The 22,081-nt window shown below is 56.9% G+C and carries 6 protein-coding genes and 4 pseudogenes; 9 read left to right on the forward strand and 1 reads right to left on the reverse strand.

The window, feature by feature from the left end:
• Positions 1–46: 46 nt before the first annotated feature.
• The 4 genes and pseudogenes from AB8809_RS11425 to AB8809_RS11440 all read left to right on the forward strand — a co-directional run bounded on the left by AB8809_RS11425 (position 47) and on the right by AB8809_RS11440 (position 19,417).
• Positions 47–17,572, forward strand: a complete 17,526-nt coding sequence (locus AB8809_RS11425) for a hemagglutinin repeat-containing protein (RefSeq protein WP_369987511.1) — start codon at positions 47–49, stop codon at positions 17,570–17,572.
• Positions 17,573–17,576: 4 nt separating this feature from the next.
• Positions 17,577–17,936, forward strand: a complete 360-nt coding sequence (locus tag AB8809_RS11430) for a hypothetical protein (protein ID WP_320702168.1) — start codon at positions 17,577–17,579, stop codon at positions 17,934–17,936.
• 120 nt (positions 17,937–18,056) lie between these two features.
• Positions 18,057–18,251: pseudogene (locus tag AB8809_RS11435) on the forward strand (VENN motif pre-toxin domain-containing protein); the annotation flags it as partial.
• Positions 18,252–19,111: 860 nt separating this feature from the next.
• Positions 19,112–19,417, forward strand: coding sequence for a hypothetical protein (locus AB8809_RS11440; RefSeq protein ID WP_320702170.1), 306 nt, complete (start codon positions 19,112–19,114; stop codon positions 19,415–19,417).
• A 45-nt stretch (positions 19,418–19,462) separates the two neighbouring features.
• On the opposite strand, the pseudogene AB8809_RS11445 reads toward AB8809_RS11440, so the two are convergent.
• Positions 19,463–19,570 (reverse strand): annotated as a pseudogene (locus tag AB8809_RS11445) (SymE family type I addiction module toxin); the annotation flags it as partial.
• A 97-nt stretch (positions 19,571–19,667) separates the two neighbouring features.
• On the opposite strand from AB8809_RS11445, the pseudogene AB8809_RS11450 reads away from it, so the two are divergent.
• The 5 genes and pseudogenes from AB8809_RS11450 to AB8809_RS11470 all read left to right on the forward strand — a co-directional run.
• Positions 19,668–19,799 (forward strand): annotated as a pseudogene (locus tag AB8809_RS11450) (hemolysin); the annotation flags it as partial.
• Between the two features lie 46 nt (positions 19,800–19,845).
• On the forward strand, positions 19,846–20,199 hold the full coding sequence (locus AB8809_RS11455; protein ID WP_320702171.1) for a hypothetical protein: 354 nt from the start codon (positions 19,846–19,848) through the stop codon (positions 20,197–20,199).
• A gap of 145 nt (positions 20,200–20,344) precedes the next feature.
• Positions 20,345–21,190, forward strand: a complete 846-nt coding sequence (locus AB8809_RS11460; protein ID WP_349856474.1) for a VENN motif pre-toxin domain-containing protein — start codon at positions 20,345–20,347, stop codon at positions 21,188–21,190.
• Positions 21,191–21,490: 300 nt separating this feature from the next.
• Positions 21,491–21,601, forward strand: a pseudogene (locus AB8809_RS11465) (hemolysin); the annotation flags it as partial.
• A 111-nt stretch (positions 21,602–21,712) separates the two neighbouring features.
• On the forward strand, positions 21,713–22,033 hold the full coding sequence (locus tag AB8809_RS11470; protein ID WP_349856467.1) for a hypothetical protein: 321 nt from the start codon (positions 21,713–21,715) through the stop codon (positions 22,031–22,033).
• The last annotated feature ends 48 nt before the right edge of the window (positions 22,034–22,081 follow it).

The following is a 22,081-nucleotide window of genomic DNA, read 5'->3' on the forward strand; positions in this document are numbered from 1 at the left end:
TAATTTTTCTTTGTTAATTATGCATCGTTAAGACCGGGGATCAGGGATGAAACCAGTAAAAACCACACAGCGCCTGCTGGCGTACACGCTGATCCACCTGATTGCGTTTCAGCCGCTGCTGCCGGCCATGGCGGCGGGCGTGCAGGTCGCGACGGGCAACACCGCGCTGGATCAGGCCGGTAACGGCGTCCCGGTCATCAATATCGCCACGCCAAACGGTGCGGGAATTTCCCATAACCAGTATCAGGATTTTAACGTCGATAAACCCGGTCTGATCCTGAATAACGGCACGGCGCAGCTCAATCCGACCCAGCTTGGCGGGCTGATCCAGAACAACCCGAACCTGAAAGGCAAGGCCGCCGAGGCCATTATCAACGAAGTGGTGTCCAGCAACCGCAGTACGCTGGCGGGGTATCTGGAAGTGGGCGGCAAACAGGCCAGCGTCATCGTGGCCAACCCGAACGGCATTACCTGCGACGGCTGCGGCTTTATCAATACCCCGCAGGTGACGCTGACTACCGGCAAACCCCAGTTGGATGCGCAGGGGAACCTGCAGCATATCGACGTGACCCGCGGCGATATCACGCTGACCGGGCAGGGGCTGGATGCGAGCAAGAGCGATTACCTCAGCCTGATAGCCCGCACCGCGCAGATTAACGCCGGGCTGAATGCCAATGACACGCAGATTGTGCTCGGTGCCAGTCAGGTCGATGCAACGGGCAAGGTGACGGCGCAGGCCGCAGACAGCGGTGTGAAGGTCGCACTGGATACGGGCGCGCTGGGTGGCATGTACACCAACCGCATCAGGCTGGTTTCCAGCGATAAGGGCGTGGGCGTCAACGTCGGCAACCTCAGTGCGCGTAGCGGGGATATCACGCTGTCGGCCAACGGTAAACTCAGCCTCGGCGATACGGTGGCGCAGGGGAATATTCAGGCTGACGCGGATGCGCTGGCGCTGCGGGGCAAGCAGCAGGCGGGCGACGCGCTGACGCTGAACGCGAAGCAGGACATTACGCTGCAGGATGCGACGCTGCGTGCCGGACAAGACATCGCGCTGTCATCGGGTGGTGGGCTGAAGGCACAAAACAGTGTCATCAGCGCGGGCGTCGATGCGCAGGGTACCGTCAAGTCCGCCAATCAATTATCCCTTATCGGTGACGCTGTCACGCTTGAGGCTGCCCAGCTTGCCGCCGGCAAGGTGACGGTCAACGCAGGCCAGTCGCTGCAGCAGGATGCGGCAAGTGGCATCAAGGCGGAGTCGGTGCTTGATATGCGTGGCGACACCGTATCGCTGGCGGGCAGCGCGGGCGCCGAAGACGTGCGACTGGCGGCGAAGACCCTTAACGGTGCCGGCAGCGCGCAGCTTCAGGCAAAGAATAATGCCACGGTGCGCGTTACGCAGCAGGGCGACTGGCAGGGAAACTTGACGGCGGGCAATACACTGAGTGTGGAGGGCGGACGTCTGGTACAGCGTGGCACGCTGGCAGGGAAAACCCTGACGCTGACGCTGGATGCGCTGGACAATCAGGGCGATATCGCTGCGTTGCAGGGGCTGACGTTCAGCGGCGGTGACATGACGAACCGCGGTACGCTGGCGGCGGCCGAGCGCCTGACGGTTAACGCATTGCGTCTGGACAACCGCGGGTTGCTCAGCGCCCGCCATGACGTGACGCTTGAGCTGCAAACGGTGCTGAACAATCAGGGCAACATCCTGACGGATAATCAGCTGTTTTTGCTGGCTGACACCATCACCAACGGCGGCACACTGCAGGCCGCGACGCTGAGTGCGCAGGCTAACCAGTTGACCAGTCAGGGCGAGGTGACCGCGAACACTCTCGATCTGACCAGCCAGACAACAGAAAACCACGGCACTATCAATGCGCGGCAGATGCTGGCGCTGCACGGCGGTAGTCTGGTGAACCGCGGCACGCTCAGCGCGGGTGAAAAACTGGCGCTGACGCTGGGTGACACGCTGGATAACCGCGGCCTGATGCAGGCCGGCAACACCCTGCAGGTCACCGCTGACCGCCTCAGCAATGACGGCACGCTCACCGCGCCTGATTTACAGCTGCGCACCGGCACACTTGCCAATCAGGGGACACTACAGGCCGACAACGCGCTGCAGCTTGAGGCCACGCGTGCCCTGACGCAATCCGCGAGCGGCTCGCTGCTGGCTGGCACGGACCTGACGGTGAATGCCGGACTGGTCGAGACCGACGGTGCCATTCAGGCGCAGCAGTTCCTGCTGAATGCAGCACGCTGGCTGAATACGGGGAAAACCAGTCTTACCGGCGACGGACAGATTACGGCCACCCATCTGGACAACCGCGGCAGCCTGTTGACGGCGGGCAACTGGACCATTCACAGCGATGTCGTCAGCCAGGCCGGGGCGTTGCAGGGCAATGCCCTGACCCTTCAGGCCAATACTCTTACAAGCAGCGGGCAGGCACAGGCGCAGGGGGCGGTGAACCTGACCGTCGCCGACGCCTTTACCAATAGTGGCGACTGGCTCAGCGGAGAGGCACTGCGTCTTCAGGCGGCGAAGGCCGAAAACCGGGGCACGCTGCAGGCGCTAACCCTGACGGCGGAGGGGGCGTCTCTCGACAACCGTGGCACGGTCAGCGGTATCACTAACCTGTCGCTCTTCCTGAACGGCAATCTGGCTAACACCGGCACGCTGCAGGGTAACCAGCTTCATGTGGAAGCCGCACAGCTAGACAATCAGGGCACGCTTCACGGTACGGATGCACTGACGCTGGCGATAGCCGGCAACCTGTCTAATCAGGGAACACTGCAGAGTGACGGTGACAGCACTACCAGGGCTAAACGGTTCGATAATCAGGGCACGTTGCAGGCGAAAAACGTCACGCTGCAGGTGGAGGAACTGGATAACGCGGGAACGATTTTCGGGATGTCCTCACTGGCGCTGACGGCGGCCAGCGGGCTGACCAACCGGCAGGCGGGGAAACTGCTGTCTCAGGGCGCGGCGGTGCTCACCGCGGCGGAGGCTGTTAATGCCGGAGACTGGCAGGCGAAAACCCTGACGCTGACGGCAAACAATCTCACCAATGACGGCCAGCTCCAGGGGGATGACGCCTTGTCCCTGACGCTACCAACGACCGGCGGCACAGGGACGCTAATCAACCGCGGCACGCTGACCACGGGCGGTGACGCCACGCTGTTCGCGCGCCTGATGGAGAATCCGGGCACGCTGTCCAGCCGGGGCCACGCGACACTGACGGGCATGTCGCTGAGGAACGACGGCCGTCTGGTCGCGGCAACAGGGCTGTCGCTGTACGGCGACTATCAGGGCCGTGGCCTGCTGAATACGGCGGGCACCCTGACGCTGGAGGGCGACACGCTGGTTAACGGCGGGCACTGGGAAAGCCGGGCGTTGTCCCTGCAAGGGAAGCACTTTACCAATCAGGGCGCGGTGCTGGGTAATGACGTGACGATAACAGCGAACCGCCTGACGAATCTCGGCGGCGTTGTGGGCACCGATTCGTTGGGGATCGTGTTGTCGGGCGGTCTGGATAACGGCGGTGAACTGCGCAGCGACAACCTGTCGGTTGCAGCGGTGGACGTGAACAACCGTGGCGATATGCAGGGCATCAATACCCTGCAACTGAACACCACCGGGCTGCTGGATAACACGGGCGTCATCAGCGGCAATCAATCGGTGGTAGTGAAGGCAGACGCCGTTAAACAACGCGGCACGCTGGAAGGGAAAAGCGTCACGCTGGACGCCGCCTCGCTGACCAATCAGGGCAAAATGCTGGGCGTGGACGCGCTGACATTGTCGATTGCCGGTAATTTTTCCAACGACGGCAATCTGCTGACGCAGGGCAACGCAACGGTGACCGCGCAGAGCATGGATAACCGCGGGCTGATGCAGGCCGGAAACCTCACGCTGGAAGCGGATGAGGTGACCAATGCCGGGCAACTGCTCGGTATTCAGGCGCTGTCGGTAACGGCACAGGGCGGGTTGACCAACCAACAAACCGGCAAACTGCTCACACAGGGGGCGGCGGTGTTACAGGCTGCCCAAGCGGAGAACCACGGCGAGTGGCTGGCGGATAACCTGACGCTGCAGGCCGCCCGTTTCGCTAACACGGGACGGATTCAGGCCGATCGCGATCTTGATATCACGGTCACGCCAGCGGGTGCCGCACGTCAGCGTTCATTCCTGCCGATGGCGCTGTCGCTGGCGGCAGATATTCAGCAGCTCAACGCCTCATCTTCACCTCAGGGACGCGGGGCGGGCGACGGTGTACTGGACAACCGCGGCACGCTGGTGTCGGGCGGTGATCTTCAACTGCAGGCCACGCAAATCACCAATCAGGGCTCGCTTTCCGGTAACGGCACGGCAACCCTGACGGGCAACACGATCCAGAATGACGGTGCCGTGGTCGCCCTGACATCCCTGTCGCTGACCGGGGATTATCAGGGACTCGGGACGCTGCAGACCGACGGGCGGCTGGACTGGTCCGGCACCACGCTCACCAACCGCGGGCGCTGGCAGGCGAATGCCATTCAGTTGCAGGGGCTCACGCTGGAGAATCAGGGCACGCTGCTGGGACAGCGGACAGACATCACGGCGGATACCCTGTTTAACGGCGGCGAAATTGCCGGGGTTAACGCACTGCAGCTAATCCTTGCTGAGCGCCTGACCAATCAGGGCAAGCTCTACGGGGCGACGCTGGGGCTGTCGGCGACCGGCCTGTTCAATCAGGGGGAACTCTCCGGTGACGACCTGCATCTGACGTTGCAGGAGACGGCGCACAACAGCGGCCTCATTAGCGGCAGCCAGCGGGTACAGCTGGAGGCGCGTCAGGTCGAGCAGTCGGGTTCTCTGGAAAGTCGCCAACTGCAGGTGCAGGCGAACGCTCTGGACAATCAGGGCACGATGCTGGGCGTGGATGCACTGACGCTGGCGATTAACACCACGGCGCGCAACAGCGGGAAGTGGCTGAGTCAGGGCGACAGCACGCTGACCGCCAGACAGCTGGAGAACACAGGCCAGTGGCAGGGCAACACGCTGACGCTGACGGCCGATGAGGTCGGGAATGCCGGACAGTTGCTGGGGCTGTCGGCGCTGACGCTGACGGCAAAAAACAAGCTGACCAATGAGAAAACCGGTACGCTGCTCACGCAGGGGCTGGCAGTGCTGAACGCGGCCGAGGCGAGCAATGACGGTGAATGGCAGGCGGACAGCCTGACGCTGGAGGCGCAAACCCTGAACAACCGCGGGCACATTCAGGGCGATACATCGCTGACGGTGACGCTGGTAAACGGTGATGTAGACAATCAGGGCACACTGTGGAGCACGCGTGCCGATATTGCTGCCCGCACGCTGACCAACGCGGGTGAGATCACCGGCGTTGACGGTCTTCAACTGACACTGGATGACGCCTTAACCAATCAGGGCGCACTGAGCAGCTATCACCTGACCGCACAGGCAGGCAGCCTCGACAATAGCGGCACAATCACCGGCCTTGACCGGCTCGAACTGACCGTTGGCAATAGCCTTGATAATCAGGGCACGCTGTACGGCGCGGCGCTGGCGCTGAACGCAAACGACCTGACCAACCGCGGCACGATGACGGGCGTGGACAGCCTGTCCCTGAGCCTGAACGGGACGCTGAATAATACCCGTGACATCAGCAGCACGGCGCTGACGCTCAACGCCAATGACGTTGTCAACCACGGCACCCTGACGGGCGTGAACGGGTTAACGTTCCGGCTCGGCAATCATCTGGATAATCAGGGCGCGCTGAACAGCCAGGCGCTTGCCATCACCGCCAACGATCTCACTAACGATGGTCAGATCAACGGCACGCGCAGTCTGCAACTGACGCTGGACGGCACCCTGACCAACACCGGTGACCTCACCAGCCCGCGCATCGGTATCACCGCGCAGAACGTGCTGAACCACGGGCAGATGCTGGGCTCTGACGATCTGCAAGTTGATTTGCGCAATACGCTGGAGAATCACGGGCTTGTCAGCGGCAGCAATACACTGGGTATTGTTGCGAACGATATCGACCAACAGGGGACGCTGGAAGCGCGGGCGCTGACTGTGGACGCGCAGACGCTGGATAACCACGGCAAGATGCTGGGTGTCGATGCGCTGACGCTGGCGATTGCGGGGACGGCCCGTAATCAGGGCAAATGGCTGAGTCAGGGCAGCAGCACGCTGACGGCGGGTCAGGTTGACAATCAGGGGCAGTGGCAGGCGGGTGACATCACCTTGCAGGCCAGCGATCTGACTAACCGTGGGCAGATTTTTGGTCTCAATGGGTTGTCGCTGACGACACGCAACACACTGAACAACCAGCAGGACGGGAAACTCCTGTCGCAGGGCATCGCGGTATTACGCGCCGCGAACGCGACAAACGACGGTGACTGGCAGGCAGACCGCCTGACGTTTGACGCGCAGCAACTGACCAACCGCGGGCGCATTCAGGGGGATAGCGGGTTAACGGTCACGCTGGATAGCAATAATCCGGCCAGCCTGCTCACGAATCAGGGCACACTGCTCTCCGGCGGCGACACACAGCTGAGCGCCAGCCAGCTCGACAATCAGGGCACCGTGTCCGGCGTAGGCAAGCTTGATATCGAGAGTGCCGAGATCCGCAATGCGGGCAGCGTGATTGCCGACGGTGCACTGTCTCTCAATGGCGACTATCAGGGGGCGGGTCTGTTGCATACCGCCGACACCCTGACGCTGCGCGGCAATCAACTGAACAACCGCGGACGCTGGGAAAGCCGGGTGCTGGCGCTAAACGGCGGGACGTTCAGCAACACCGGCACGGTCATCGGTGAGCGCGGTATCACGCTGGAGCTGCGTGACGGCCTGACGGTCGGCCGCGACGGTCAACTGCTGACCAACGGGGCCTTGCTGGCACAGGCGGACTCGGTGATGAACGATGGGCTCTGGCAGGGTAACACGCTGACGCTGACGGCCGATGAGGTCGAGAATGCCGGGCAACTGCTGGGGCTGTCGGTGCTATCGCTGACGGCGAAAAAACGTCTGACCAATGCGCAAAATGGCAAGTTGCTCACACGGGGACTGGCAGTGTTGAACGCGGCCGAGGCGAGCAATGACGGCGAATGGCAGGCGGACAGCCTGACGCTGGACGGGCAAACCCTGCTCAACCGCGGGCACATTCAGGGCGATACATCGCTGAAGGTGACGCTGGCAAACGGTGATGTCACCAATCAGGGGACGCTGTGGAGCAGGAGCGCCGACATTGCTGCCCGCACGCTGACCAACGCGGGTGAGATCACCGGCGTGAACGGTCTTCAACTGACGCTGGAGGATGCCTTAACCAATCAGGGGGCGCTGAGCAGCTATCACCTGACCGCGCAGGCCGACAGGCTGGACAATAGCGGGAAAATCAACGGCCTTGACCAACTAGGGATCACGGTAAACCAGAACCTCAACAATACCGGCACGCTGTACGGGGCGGCAGTGACGCTGAACGCGAACGACCTGATCAACCGCGGCACGCTCACCGGTATTGACAGCCTGTCTCTGGGGCTGAACGGAACGCTGAATAACACCCGTGACATCAGCAGTAATGCGCTGACGCTCAACGCCAATGATGTCGTCAACCAAGGTACCCTGACGGGCGTGAACGGGTTAACGTTCCTGCTCGGCAATCACCTCGACAATCAGGGAACGCTGAACAGCCAGGCGCTCGCCATTGCTGCCCGCGACGTGACCAATGGCGGACGGCTTAACGGCACGCGCAGTCTGCAACTGACGCTGGACGGCACCCTGACCAACACCGGTGACCTCACCAGCCCGCGTATCGGTATCTCCGCGCAGAACGTGTTGAACCACGGGCAGATGCTGGGCGCGGACGATCTGCAACTGGATCTGCGTAATAAACTGGATAATCGCGGTTTAATCAGCGGCAGCACCACGCTGGGTATCGTTGCAAACCATATCGACCAGCAGGGGACGCTGGAAGCCCGTGCGCTGAAGGTGGACGCGCAGGCGCTGGATAACTACGGAAAAATGCTGGGCGTCGATGCGCTGACGCTGGCGATTACAGGGACGGTACGCAATCAGGGGAAATGGCTGAGTCAGGGCAGCAGCACGCTGACGGCTGATCGGGTTGATAATCAGGGGCAGTGGCAGGCAGGCGACATCACGCTGCAGGCCAGCGATCTGACCAACCGTGGACAGATTTTTGGTCTCAACGCGCTGTCGCTGACGACCACAAATGACCTTGGCAACCAGCAGGGCGGCACACTGCTGTCGCAGGGCATCGCGGTATTACGCGCCGCGAACGTGACAAACGACGGTGACTGGCAGGCAGACCGCCTGACGGTTGACGCGCAGCAACTGACCAACCGCGGGCGCATTCAGGGGGACCAGGGGTTAGCCATCACACTGGATCGCGCTAATCCGGCTAGCCGGTTAACCAATCAGGGGACGCTGCTCTCCGGCGGTGACGGCTGGCTGAGCGCCAGCCTGCTCGATAATCAGGGCACCGTGTCCGGCGTAGGCAAGCTTGATATCGAGAGTGCCGAGATCCGCAATGCAGGCACTGTGATTGCCGACGGTGCACTGTTGCTCAATGGCGACTATCAGGGTGCGGGTCTGTTGCATACTGCCGACACGCTGACGCTGCACGGTAATGAACTGAACAACAGCGGACGCTGGGAAAGCCGGGCGCTGGCGCTGAACGGGGGGACGTTCAGCAACACCGGCATGGTTATCGGTGAGCGCGGCATCACGCTGGAGCTGCGTGACGGCCTGACGGTTGGCCGCGACGGTCAACTGCTGACCAACGGTACCCTGCAGGTGCAGGCGGGCACGGTGATGAACGACGGGCTCTGGCAGGGCAACACGCTGACGCTGTCTGCAAACGACCTGACAAACGGCGGGTCGCTGCTCGGACAGGACGGGCTGCGTCTTGATTTGCTGGGCACCTATCAGGGAAATGAACAGTCACGTTTGCTGAGCGATGGCGAGGCTGTTATCACGGCTGACCGCCTGAACCAGAGCGGTGAGATAGCCGCGGGCACGCTGAGCCTGACCACCACCACGCTGGATAACAGCGGGCGGGTGCTGGGCAGCAATGGCCTGACAGTCACTAACCGTGATGAGCTGCTTAACCGTGCCAGCGGCGAGTTGCTGACCAACGGCGCAGGCCGTGTTGACAGCGGCACGCTGAGCAATGCGGGTACGCTGCAGGCGAATGACCTGCAACTGCGGGCTGATGAAATCGATAATCAGGGGCGTATTCAGGGCACTGACGCGCTGCGTCTGCTCGACGTGCTGCGCTATGTCGGCAATAAGAGCAGTCAACTGCTCAGCAACGGTGTCGCGACACTGCATGCCACACGGGCGGACAATACCGGTTTATGGCAGGCGGGTACGCTATTGCTGAACGGCGACACGTTCAGCAATAGCGGCACGGTGGCGGGGCTGAACGGTCTGTCGCTCAGCGGATACGCACTCAACAATCAGGGGGAGCTGTTCTCGCAGGGCACAGTAACAGTAACCGGTAAGACGCTGGAAAACGGCGGCACGCTGACGGGCGTCGGCGGCTTTACGCTCCAACTCACCGACCGTGTCGATAACCTGACGACGGGGCGGTTACTCAGCGGCGGCACGGGCGAACTGACCACCGGTGTGCTGCGCAATCAGGGACTGTGGCAGTCGGACGCGTTACGCCTGACCGCCCGTGACCTTGAGCAGCAGGGCAATCTGCTGGGCGTACAGCGCGGGACGCTGCAACTGAGCGGCTCGTATCAGGGCGCACAGGGTAGCCAGCTGGTCAGCGGCGGTGACCTGAGCCTGACGGCGCATGACATCACCAACCGCGGGCAGATACAGGGCAGCACACTGACGCTGGGTGCCGATGAACTCACTAACCACGGTACTTTGCGTGGCAATAGCGCGCTTGACGCGACGGTCTCCCGTCAGTTTACCAATGCCTCGCAGTCACGTCTGAGCAGCGACGGCACGCTGAACGTGCAGGCGGCGACGCTGGCCAATCAGGGTGACATCAAAGCCGCGACTACCACACTGACGGGGAATACCGTGACCAACGGCGGCACGGTGCAGGGCACCACGGCATTGCAACTGGACGCGACAGACCGCATCGTCAACCAGCAGGGCGGGCAATTGTTGTCCGATGGCACTACCACGCTGAACGCGGCGGCGGTGGACAACCTCGGCTGGCTGCAGGGGCGCGGGCTGGCGGTGAACACCGCGCAGCTAACCCAGCAGGGCAGCCTGATGGCACAGGATAAACTGACGTTATCCATTCCGCGGTGGGTGAATAACGGGCTGGTGCAGGCCGGTGAACTGGAGATTATCGCCGACGAACTCGACAACCATGGCACGCTGCTGGGCCTGACACAGCTGGCGCTGCAGACGCAGCGGCTGATTAACCGTCAGGGGGCGAAGCTCTACAGCGCGCAGGACCTGCGCCTGAAAACCCAAGAGCTGCAGCAGGACGGGCAACTGGTGGCGCTGGGCAACCTGAGTGCCGACATTACCGGACCGCTGACCTTCACCCAAAGCATGGCGGCCGGACGACAGCTGACGCTGAACGTGGCGGGCGACCTCGACCAGCGCGGCACCCTGCAGGGTCAATCCGTCCAGCTGACCAGCACCGGCACGCTGACCAATCAGGGCAATATTCTGGCGGGCGGTGGGGAATCGCGCGTCAGTGCAAAAGATATCGTACAGCTGGAAGCGGGCAGCATTCAGGCGGGCGGTAATCTGACACTGATAAGCGACAATACGCTGAATAACAAGGGGCTGATTGGCACCACGGGCGACCTGCTGGTGCAGGCCGGCGGCTTGCTACACAACAGCAGCATGCTTTACGCGGGCGGCAATATGCGTCTGCTGTCGGATTCGCTGACCAACGTGTTCGGCACCATTCTGGCGGGCAATAACCTGTGGGTGCAGCGCGATGCACAGGGCACTGCCAGCACCTCGCTGCTCAACAGCTCCGGCACGATTGAAACCCAGTCCGGCGATATCACGATCAACACCGGCACGCTGACCAATCAGCGGGAAGGACTGGTTGTGACGGAAACGGAATTGGCTGGGGACTCGGTGCCGGATTGGGTTGGGAGAACAACGGCGAATATTCCTATTGAATGGTTTAAAGCTGAGGATTATGGGGTCGCAAGTTTCATATCTGTTTATAGAGGTGATGGATATTCTAGTGATGAATCAATAATATATGGTATGAAGCCATCATCTTCGTTATATGTTCCCTACGAACATGCTTATATTAAAAATATCATAATAGCAAATAAGGAAATTAATATATCTGTACTAGGTTATGATGGCCGAATTTATTCTGGGAATAATATTTCTATAAATTCAATTATCCTAATTAATGATGCCTCTCAGATTGTTTCAGGAAAAAAAATAGAGTTAATTGGAGATAGTATAAGTAATCAGTCATATCAAACTGGGGTTACAAAAAAATATTTAACATATCAGTATGAAAATACTAAGTACAAACCAGCACAGTATTATATAAATGGTGTGCTTTCAAAAGTTAAATATACACCATCTAGTTTTGATTACATGTTGGCCAATTTTTCCCCATATCTTACTTATATCTTGAAAAATACCCCAACCACCGAAAAAACCGTTGGCGAAAGCTATAACGCCTTAATTCAGGCGGGCGGTACCATTACTGCTGACTTCAAACAGGATATTAGTAATACCACCCTGCAGCCGGGCAGCGGCGGGTTTATGCCCGCGTCCACCAAGCCTGTGCTGGATGTCATCACCACGCTGTCGCCGTTGCAGAAGCAGACTACGCGCCAACTGGTCAGTCAGGATTCGTCGTTTAATGCCGGGGCGGTTGACGTCACCAAAGCCGGCGGCGGGCAGGCGCCGCTGGCGGGCAATGCCGCAGGCGTGAATGCGACGGGTAAAACCGTGACGCTGACGCCGCAATCTGGCACCGCGCTGCAGGTGGGCGCGCAGGCGGAGAACATCACCGCAGTCATTGCGGCCCCGAATACTGCTGAGCCGCTGACGCTGAACCCTAGTGATACAGTGGTGTTACCATCTTCTTCTTCCGGTCAAATCAACAACCCCGATGCGGTCACGCTGACGCCGCAGTCTGGCACCGCGCTGCAAGCCGGCGTACAGGCGGACAACATCACCGCAGTCATCGCGACACCGACTACCACCGGGCCGCTGACGCTGAACACCGGTGATGCGGTGGTGTTAACCCCTTCAACCTCCGGCCATGTCAGCAACCCTGATGCCGTTGCGCTATCGTCGACAGGCCCGCGGCCCGATACAGGCAGCAGCCTGACGCCGGTTAGCGTGGACAACACCGCAACGGGCATCACGGTAGCGGGCACGGTGGGCACCCCTGCCACGCTGGCGACACCGGGCCCGGTGGCGGTGGAAACGCTGAAACCAACGGTCAGTGCAGACAGCCTGCCGGGCGGGGCTACGCCTGCTGTGAAGCCACCGCTTTCTGCCGCAGACTTGCTGAGCGCCATCGGCAACGGCCTGCAAAATCTGAGCACCAACCCGCTTGCGGAGTACCCATTGCCGACCGGCAATAAAGGGCTGCTGGTTGTCGACCCGAATGCCGACAGCCGCTACCTGATACACACCAACCCGAAACTGGAACAGCTGGGGCAGGTCGACAATGCGCTGTTCAGCGATTTGCAGACGCTGCTGGGGCAGCAGCCGTCAACGGTGGTGCCGGTTGAGACACGCTCGCAGTGGACGCAGACCGACCGGGTGCTGGGCTCGTCCTACCTGCTGGACAAGCTGAATCTGGATGCAGACCACGATTACCGCTTCCTCGGGGATGCGGAGTTTGATACCCGCTACATCAGCCAGGCGGTATTGAAACAGAGCGGCCAGCGTCACCTGAACGGCACGGGCTCCGATTTGGCACAGATGCAAATGCTGCTGGATAACGCGGCGGCGGCGCAGAAAGGCATGAACCTGCAACTGGGTGTCAGCCTGACGCCGGAGCAGGTCGCCAACCTCAGCCAGAGTCTGGTCTGGTGGGAAAATATCGAGGTCAACGGGCAGACCGTACTGGCACCGAAACTGTATCTGGCGCAGGCGGATAAAAATAACCTGCAGGGCAGCGCGATTGTCGCGAACAGGGTCGAGCTGAACGCCGGCGGCAGCGTCACCAACAGCGGGACGCTCAGGGCGGTTGAGGTGCTGGCGATTGCCAGCGGCGACAGGATTGATAACCACGAAGGCGGGCTGATTAAGTCAGACGGCGGCCTGAATCTGGTGGCGCTCAACAACATCACCAACAGCGGCAGCCGGATGGAAGGCAACACGCTGCAGCTTGCCAGCATCAACGGCGATATCATCAACCGCACCGAAAGCCGCACCTTCCAGACCGCGCAGCCGACGGCTTCCCACAGCGGCACCGGCTCGCTGGTCTTCACCGAACTGGGCAAAACCGCTGAAATTGTGGCGGGCAACAGCCTGACGCTCAGCGCGGGCAAGGATATCCGCAACGTGGCGGCCACGCTCAACGCCGGACAGGACATGGCGCTGAACGCCAAAGGCAATGTGGCGATGGAGGCGCTGACGCTGACCAATAACCGTGTCGATATCGGCTGGGGCAGCAGCAACACCGCGCTGAACACGGCGGTACAGGGCAGCACCGTCACGGCGGGCGGTGCACTGAAGGCGGTGGCGGGTCAGGATATTCAGATTGCTGCCAGTGCGCTTTCCGGCGGCACGGCGCTGTCGCTGGCGGCGGGCAACGATATCCGCCTGACGGCACAGGATACGCTGAAAGAGACGCTGTATCAGGGCGGTAGCACGGCGCAGCATCGTACGCAGGAGGTGGCTAATGCTCAGTTGCTGAGCGGTGGCGAGTTGAGTCTGGTAGCCGGACGGGATGTGCTGTCCGAGGCGGCCAGCCTGAACGCCAAAGGCACGGCGACACTGGCGGCCGGGCGTGACCTGAATCTGCTGTCTGAAACCGAAGAAACCTACCGCGGGAACTGGTGGAATCGCCACGCCGACTGGCAGCAAAATATCACCCAGCAGAGCACCGAACTCACGACGGGCCAGGGCCTGAACCTGCAGGCAGGCAGAGACATCAACCTGCAGGCGGCGCAGGGCGTGGCGAGCGGCGCGGTGACGGCGCAGGCGGGCAACAACATCAATCTGCTGTCGGCGACCGAAACGCAGCACACCTTCTTTGAAGAAACTCAGGTCAAGAAGAAGCGGTTTTCGAAGACGGTAACGCATACCCTGCAGGAAACGTTGCAGACGAATGAGAAAGGCAGCCTGCTGTCGGGTGACAGTGTCACACTGGCGGCTAATCAGGATATCAACCTGCAGGGCTCCTCGGTGGTCGGTGACAAACAGGTGACGCTGCTGGCGAACAACGACGTCAACACCGCTGCCAGCGTGGAGAACTACCAGAATTATGAAGAGCACAGCAAGAAAAAGAGCGGGCTGTTCAGCGGCGGCGGTATTGGCTTTACCATCGGCTCAACGTCAACCAGCCAGAAACTGCGCGACCAGGCGGCGACCCAAAGCCAGAGCATCAGCACCCTCGGCAGCACGACCGACTCGGTGACGGTGAAGGCCGGGAACGATGTCAGCATCAGCGGCACCGACATGGTGGCCGGGAAGGATATTCTCCTGCAGGGCAACAATGTCACCCTCGACCCGGGCTACGACACGCGCAAACAGCAGCAGGAGTTTGAGCAGAAAAGCGCAGGGCTGACCGTGGCGCTGTCCGGCGTGGTGGGCTCGGCGCTCAACAGCGCGGTGCAGAGCATTCAGGCGGCGAAAAGTGAAAGCGATGGCCGGCTGGCGCTGCTGCAGGGCATGAAGGCCGGGCTGGCGGGGTATCAGGCCTATCAGGGCAGCCAGTCCGAGCTGAACAACAAGGGGGAGGCGTCTTTTGTCGGCGTCAGCATTTCGCTCGGGGCGCAGAACTCACGCTCCAGCCAGACCAGCGAGCAGAAACAGAGCTTTGGCTCGACGCTGAATGCGGCCGGGGATATTGGTATCGAATCGCGCACCGGGGATATCACGGTCGCGGGCAGCCAGCTTAAGGCGGGTGGCGATGTCCTGATGAACGCAGCGCAGGATATCCACCTGCTTTCCGCCCGCAACAGCGAGGACATCCGCGGCAAGAACAGCAGCAGCGGTGGCAATATCGGCGTCAGCCTGGGGTTGAGCAACGGCAGCGCGGGGCTCAGCATTTTCGCCAACGTCAATGCGGCGAAAGGGCGGGAAACCGGCACGGGCAACACCTGGTCAGAAACCACGGTGGATGCGGGCAACCACGTCACGCTGAAAAGCGAGCGCGACACGCGGCTGACCGGCGCGCAGGTGAGCGGCGGGCGCATCGATGTTGACGCCGGGCGTAACCTGCTGCTGCAAAGTCAGCAGGACAGTGACCGCTATGATTCCAGCCAGGTGAGCGGGTCGGCGGGCGGCAGCTTTACCTGGGGCGGCGGGGGCGGCAGCGGCTATATCAGCCTCAGCAAGGACAGGATGCACAGCAATTATGACAGTGTGCAGCAGCAGACGGGGCTCTTTGCCGGTAAAGACGGATTTGGTATAAAGACCGGAGAACATACCCAGCTTGACGCTGCGGTCATTGCCTCCACCGCCAGCGCCGAGAAAAACCGGCTGGAAACGGGGACGCTGGGCTGGAGCGGGCTCAATAATAAAGCCGAATTCAAGGTGGAGCACAGCGGCGCCGGGTTCAGCGCCAGCCCGTCCCTGAACGGCAGTATGCTGTCGACGCTGGCGATGAACGTGCCGTCGGCGCTGATGGCGCTGGGGAGCAGCGGCAATGCGTCCAGCACCACCTATGCGGCGGTGAGTGACGGCACGCTGCTGCTGCGGGATACGGCGAAGCAGGTGCAGGATATCGCCACGCTGAGCCGTGACGTTGAGCACGCGAACAACGCGCTCAGCCCGATCTTTAACAAAGAGAAAGAGCAGAAACGCCTGAAACAGGCGCAGCTGATAGGTGAAATCGGCGCGCAGGTGATGGATATCGTGCGCACGGAAGGCGAGCTGAAGGCGCAGAAAGCGGCGGAGGCCAAGGGCGATGCTACCGTCGAGCGTCCGAAAGACGGTGATCCGGTCGCGATGTGGGAGGACTATAAAAAGGCGCTGACGGAATCGCCGACCTACAAGGCCGAGATGCAGAAATACGGCACGGGGAGCGACTTCCAGCGTGCGGCACAGGCGGCGACGGCGGCGATCCAGGCCCTGGCGGGCGGGGATATCCAGAAAGCGATAGCCAGCGGTGCGTCGCCGTACCTGGCGCAACTGGTGAAAGACGTCACGCTACCGAAGGATGAGAGCAAAATCACGGCATCGGATATCGCGGCCAATGCGATGGCGCACGCGGTGGTGGGGGCGGTAGTCGCGCAGCTGTCGGGACAGGATGCGGCAGCGGGGGCGATTGGTGCCTCCAGCGGTGAACTGGCCGCCCGTGCGATTATGGCTGCACAATATCCCGGCAAGACGGCGAACGACCTGACGGAAGCGGAAAAGCAGTCGGTCAGCGCGCTCTCGACGCTGGCCGCCGGGCTGGTGTCCGGTCTGGCTGGCAACAGCACGGCTTCTGCCGCCAGCGGCGCACAGTCCGGGCGTAATGCGGTGGAGAATAACTCGCTTACCGGGGATAAGGGTCGAGAGTTACTGAAAGAAAGTGCGGAATGGTGGAAGAAACAGATCCGCGACAAGCTGGGTGAAGGCACTACATCGGCTATCGCGAACAGTATTATCAATGCTGTCGCTGATACTGGTGATGCTGCATTAGGTGGAACAGATTATGTTGCGGATGGTGCGATGGCACTGGCGTCATGTGCTGTCGGAGATGGTTATTGTAATAAGGCTTTAAGCGATCTGGCAGGTAAAAACCAAGCAGCAGCCGACTCGGTGAAAGCGCTGATGAAGAGTGAAACCTGGTCAGCAATAGCCGACACGATCAAACAGGCGTCTGGCGGCAATCAGGCTGCGCTGGAAGCGACAGGTGGAATATTGGCGAGCATATTTTTACCTGGTAAGAAAGTGCCGGAGTTCAGTGCTGTACTGGGAAAAACAGAAAAGCTGGTCAAGAATGCAGATGGTATTTACGAAGTAAAAGTCAATGTTACACCGCTGGAAGGACATGACCGACTTAATACCCCGGATCTGGGGGGGAACGGTAAGCTAAAACCGGCGGAAGCTGCATCTGCCGCACAATTAGAGCCTACTCTTGGTACAATGGAGCGCTATACGCCACCACCAGGGATGATTACTGATAAAACACCTGATTTTGTGATTACGTCAGGCCCCAATAAAGGTAAAACCGTCGATGCCATGTATACGACTGATAGACTGACACAGAAAGAAATAGATGGATTAAATAAGTTTTATGAGAAAAACATGATTTCTGGGAATGGACAAAAAGTAATTCAAGAACATTTGCAAAAAGCTGATTTTGTTCCTGTTGACTTTAGAGTGTTAACGCCTGCTAACCAAAATATTTTCATGAATTATATAAAAAAATTGCCTAAAACACAGCAAGATAAAGTTATCATTATGAGGTAATGATATGGGAGCTAGTATTTTTTTTCGTAGAGATGAAACTATCGAAAAACCTGAAGATAGATTGACTTCTGCATTTATTCATAGCAGTTATTGGGATGCCTTTGGCGAAATGCTGGATGCTGTATTTTTACCAGACCATCCCGAACTGCATGAGATAATTAAATCTGAAGAAGGTGAGTATCTAAAATTTTATTCATTTGTTGAGTTAGATAAGGTGGATTTTAATCAAGCAGTTAAGCTAATCAGGGATTATATTGCGAAACAGAAAAATCCGACAGAATGGCAAAACATGGCGAATACTGTGTGGAAAGATGTTGCAGAGCCTTACATTATTCAGGACGAGCGTTATGACGTTAATGCATGAATAAAATAACGGCCACTCAGACTGATGTATTTTATTAAATTAAATTGACTAAAATCCCAGCCCTAGCGGCTGGGATTTTTACATCAGCCAGTCAGAAGCGCAGTTCAGTCTCAATCACCAGCCGCCCGCGTGATTATGGCCGCACAATATCCCGGTCAAACGGCGAACGACCTGACGGAAGCGGAGAAACAGTCGGTCAGCGCGCTCTCGACGCTGGCCGCCGGGCTGGTATCGGGTCTGGCTGGTAACAGCACGGCTTCTGCCGCCAGTGGCGCACAGTCCGGGCGCAATGCGGTGGAGAATAACTTCCTGTCCAGTGATATGTATGCACTAAACAGAAAAGTGAAAGCTGCTAGAGAAAAAGGAGAAGATATTGCGCCCATTCTTGAAGAGGTACGCAAGCAGGCAGAAAAAGACAGGGAAAAACAGGCTGCATCCTGTCAGGACCACCCTGATATGTGTGCATTTGGCCGCGATGTAGCAAATGATGCTTATAGTTCATATCTTGAGAACGGATTCCTCCTGGGGATTGATTCGGATGTTGCCCGATTTGTACAGCAGGAAACGGCGAAAGATAATGCAGTCATAGACCGATATGCCAGTGAGTTTGGTAAAGATCTGGCTGTTGCTTCTGAGGGGGCAGCTTTGCTAGCAGGGGCTGGTGTTAGTGCAGTGTTGCCGGGGAAAGCCGGTGGTTCAGCCAGAGATGCAAAATTAAGCCAATCTGAAATAAATGAGATTGTTAATACTCCTAAAGCGTCACAATCATCACAAATTATAAAATCTTATGGGCCACATGAAGTAGGGCCGTTAGGAAATCCAAATGATCTACGGGCACCTGCTTCGACTTTCAGAAGTGGAAGCTACACGGAGAAAGTCGCAGAAAGAGATGTATATCTTTATAGGGATTATGGCGGAGACGCTAAAGTTGATGGTCGCTATTGGACTCCAGAACCATCTAAAGGGCCATTGCAGTCTCAGTTAGATAGTGCTGTTTTACCTGAGTGGGGTAATACATTCCAAAATAAAGCGATAATAAAAATACCTAAAGGTACTAAATACTATGAGGGGCCAGCCGCCGTACAAACAGGTACAAAAGAAACTTACACAACCTTGCATGGTGGCGGTACGCAAATATTTTTACCTAATCCAAAGACTGAGTGGAACATCAAAAAATGAGCACTAATGAGTTAATCAAAATGTGGATTGCAGGAAAAGAGTCACTCTATTTCTTTTTACCTGACGGTCCTTATGGGCGACCTTTTGATAATCAATATGTTGTAAAAAAAATAGACTCGGCTAACAGTTATCTGGTTATCCAGTTTGAAGGCGACATTGTTCTATCTTTTATTGGTGAGTTAAAAATAGTCGATGAAGGATGTAATTTATTGATAAGTAATTATATCGAATGTAAATTCGAGACTAAATTGCAAGCGCCTAAGTGTTTTGATTATGGTGAAGTTGTATTAAATGGGTTTTAAATATGACGCTCCTAGTTTCCGAGTCGGGAGCGTCATTTTTGCCAGTCAGAACCTTAGCTCAGTTTCAATGACCAGCTTACCGTGCTCAACGGTGACAATCACCAACTGCCCGGTGTTGAAACCGAGGTATTCCAGCCACTTGTCGCTGAGCTTGAGTTGCGGGCTGGGCGGTTTTTTACCGCCGTTGGGGGCGTAACCGACGGTGTAATGCTGCCGGGGCTTTTTTACTTCAGTTGTGCGGGGGCTGACTGACGTTGATCACGAGAACAACGCGCTCAGCCCGATCTTTAACAAAGAGAAAGAGCAGAAACGCCTGAAACAGGCGCAGCTGATAGGTGAAATCGGTGCGCAGGTGATGGATATCGTGCGCACGGAAGGCGAACCTTGTCTCAGGCAGATAAGTCAAAGATTGTTATCTTGAGGTAAAAATGGCTGGATTTTTGTATTTTTCAAAAAATAACGGTGTGTCATTGGGGTCTTCAGCAATTGATGTTGTTGCTGAATATTTACGCTCCTACATCAGTCAGGTAAGCAAAGAGATTATGGAGGAAATCTATGAAACTTATGATTTCTATGATCAAACCTTAGATTTTTCTAAGCTATCGAAATCCAATTATATGCAATGTTATAGAAATATAGAGAAAGCAATAGAAATAGACTTCAAAGCTAATCCTGTAATAAATAATCGTCCACAAGACTGGATTTTTAAGGCTTGGTATGAAGAAATCAAGCCCAAAATGCAGGCCTCGCCTTTGTACGATCCTAACATGTTGGATAAGTAATTCGGACGCTATAAATAGTTCTGTATGCAGGTTTCTCGATTGGTTATGTTGAATTAAAAAATCTCGCCCCCTAAAAAGGCCGGGATTTTTACATCAGCCAGTCAGAAGCGCAGTTCAGTCTCAATCACCAGTCGCCCGCGTGATTATGGCCGCACAATATCCCGGCAAGACGGCGAACGACCTGACGGAAGCGGAAAAGCAGTCGGTCAGCGCGCTCTCGACGCTGGCCGCTGGGCTGGTATCGGGTCTGGCTGGCAACAGCACGGCTTCTGCCGCCAGCGGCGCACAGTCCGGGCGCAATGCGGTGGAGAATAACTACTTTGGTCCAAATGGCATGCCAAAAGGGATGACTGATGTTGGTATGTCGATGACATCGTTGTATACCAATACCAACCTGCTGGATGAAAACGGTAATGTATTGAATCCGATAACGGAAGAAGAGCGTCAGTATGCGATGCACAAGTTGATCACAGGTACGATACCGGAAGGACAAGATCCTGTCCGAGGTCTGTTAATTGCATGGGGGGCTGGAGCTTCTGTGGTTGTCGCGCCCGTATTTCTACCCAGTATGTTAAGTGCAGGCACAATAATTGGTGGTGGGGTTATCAGTGGTACAGCAAATATTAGTAATCAGTTAATGGGGAATGGTCCATTTAGCTATACAGATGCGCTGATTGCTACAGGCGCTGGTGCGGTAACGCAAGGTAGAGGATTCTGGTTTACAGAAGTGGTAAGCGTTGCTGGTGCATATGCGGGTGCAAAATTGCAGAATAAAGATCCGTTAACTGCTTCTATTGCTGCGGGAATTGGTACGGTAGTTGGTGCTGCTGGCGGTAAAGTAATCACCTATGGTAATAAGCTAAATCCTATTGTTTCAAATAGAGCTGCGGAATCTGTAGGGGCGGTAGTCGGTGCTTTGAGTTCAGAAGCAGCGACTTCTGAAGCGGAGAACCAAGTAAAGGCAATCAGGAATAATCAAAATGGTAAATAAAGTAGGGATTAAAACTCTTTTGGTTCTGATCACGTCATTCACTGTGCTCATTGCTTTAACTATGCTTCTTATTAGATTGGGTATAGCATTTGTATTCTTTCTTAAGGATGGTTTTTTTTACTTTTTGTGGCAGAACGGAGTTATTGACTCAGCTAGAAAAGGTCTATCTGGGGGAGTCCCCTTGGGAATAGGAATCTGGATTATGTCCTGGATCAAAGCGAATAAAGAGAAATGAAATGTGTTCAAAGCTCCCGGCCTGACCGGAATTAAAACTGAATTTTTCAAGTCACCACCTATGCGGCGCTCAGCCCGATCTTTAACAAAGAGAAAGAACAGAAACGCCTGAAACAGGCACAACTGATAGGTGAAATCGGCGGAGGCCAAGGGCGACTCCAAAGTCAAACGTCCGCAAGAGGGCGATTCGGTCGCGATGTGGGAGGAGTATAAAAAAGCGCTGACCTACACGGTATTAATACAACATATATAGGTAGTTTATTAAAAGGTGAAGATCCCACAAATGCTATGTTAGGGCCTCTTGGTGGATCACTAATCGGTTTTGGGGCAGGGAAATTGATAGAAGTACCTTTAAAACCGATATTTAATAATGTGCGAAATGAATACGGAAATATCCCTGTTATATATCCTTGGATTACAACAGGTAAACCTAAAAGTCCGATACCTGGAACTGTCGGTGGTCTAGGAGGCTCAGTTGGTGCTGAAGTTGGTGGAAAATATACGAAAAATAAGGTAAAGGATATGAAAAATGATAAGATAAACTTGATTATGTTTGTCTATCTGATTGTTTTTTATGCTTTTTTAATGTTTTTTTATTCTTTTTATTAAATTTAATGTTTAGCGTTGTTGATTTCTTGAGTGAAGGTGAATTTAATT

Origin of the sequence: Pectobacterium aroidearum (genome assembly GCF_041228105.1) — a bacterium.
GTDB lineage: Bacteria > Pseudomonadota > Gammaproteobacteria > Enterobacterales > Enterobacteriaceae > Pectobacterium > Pectobacterium aroidearum.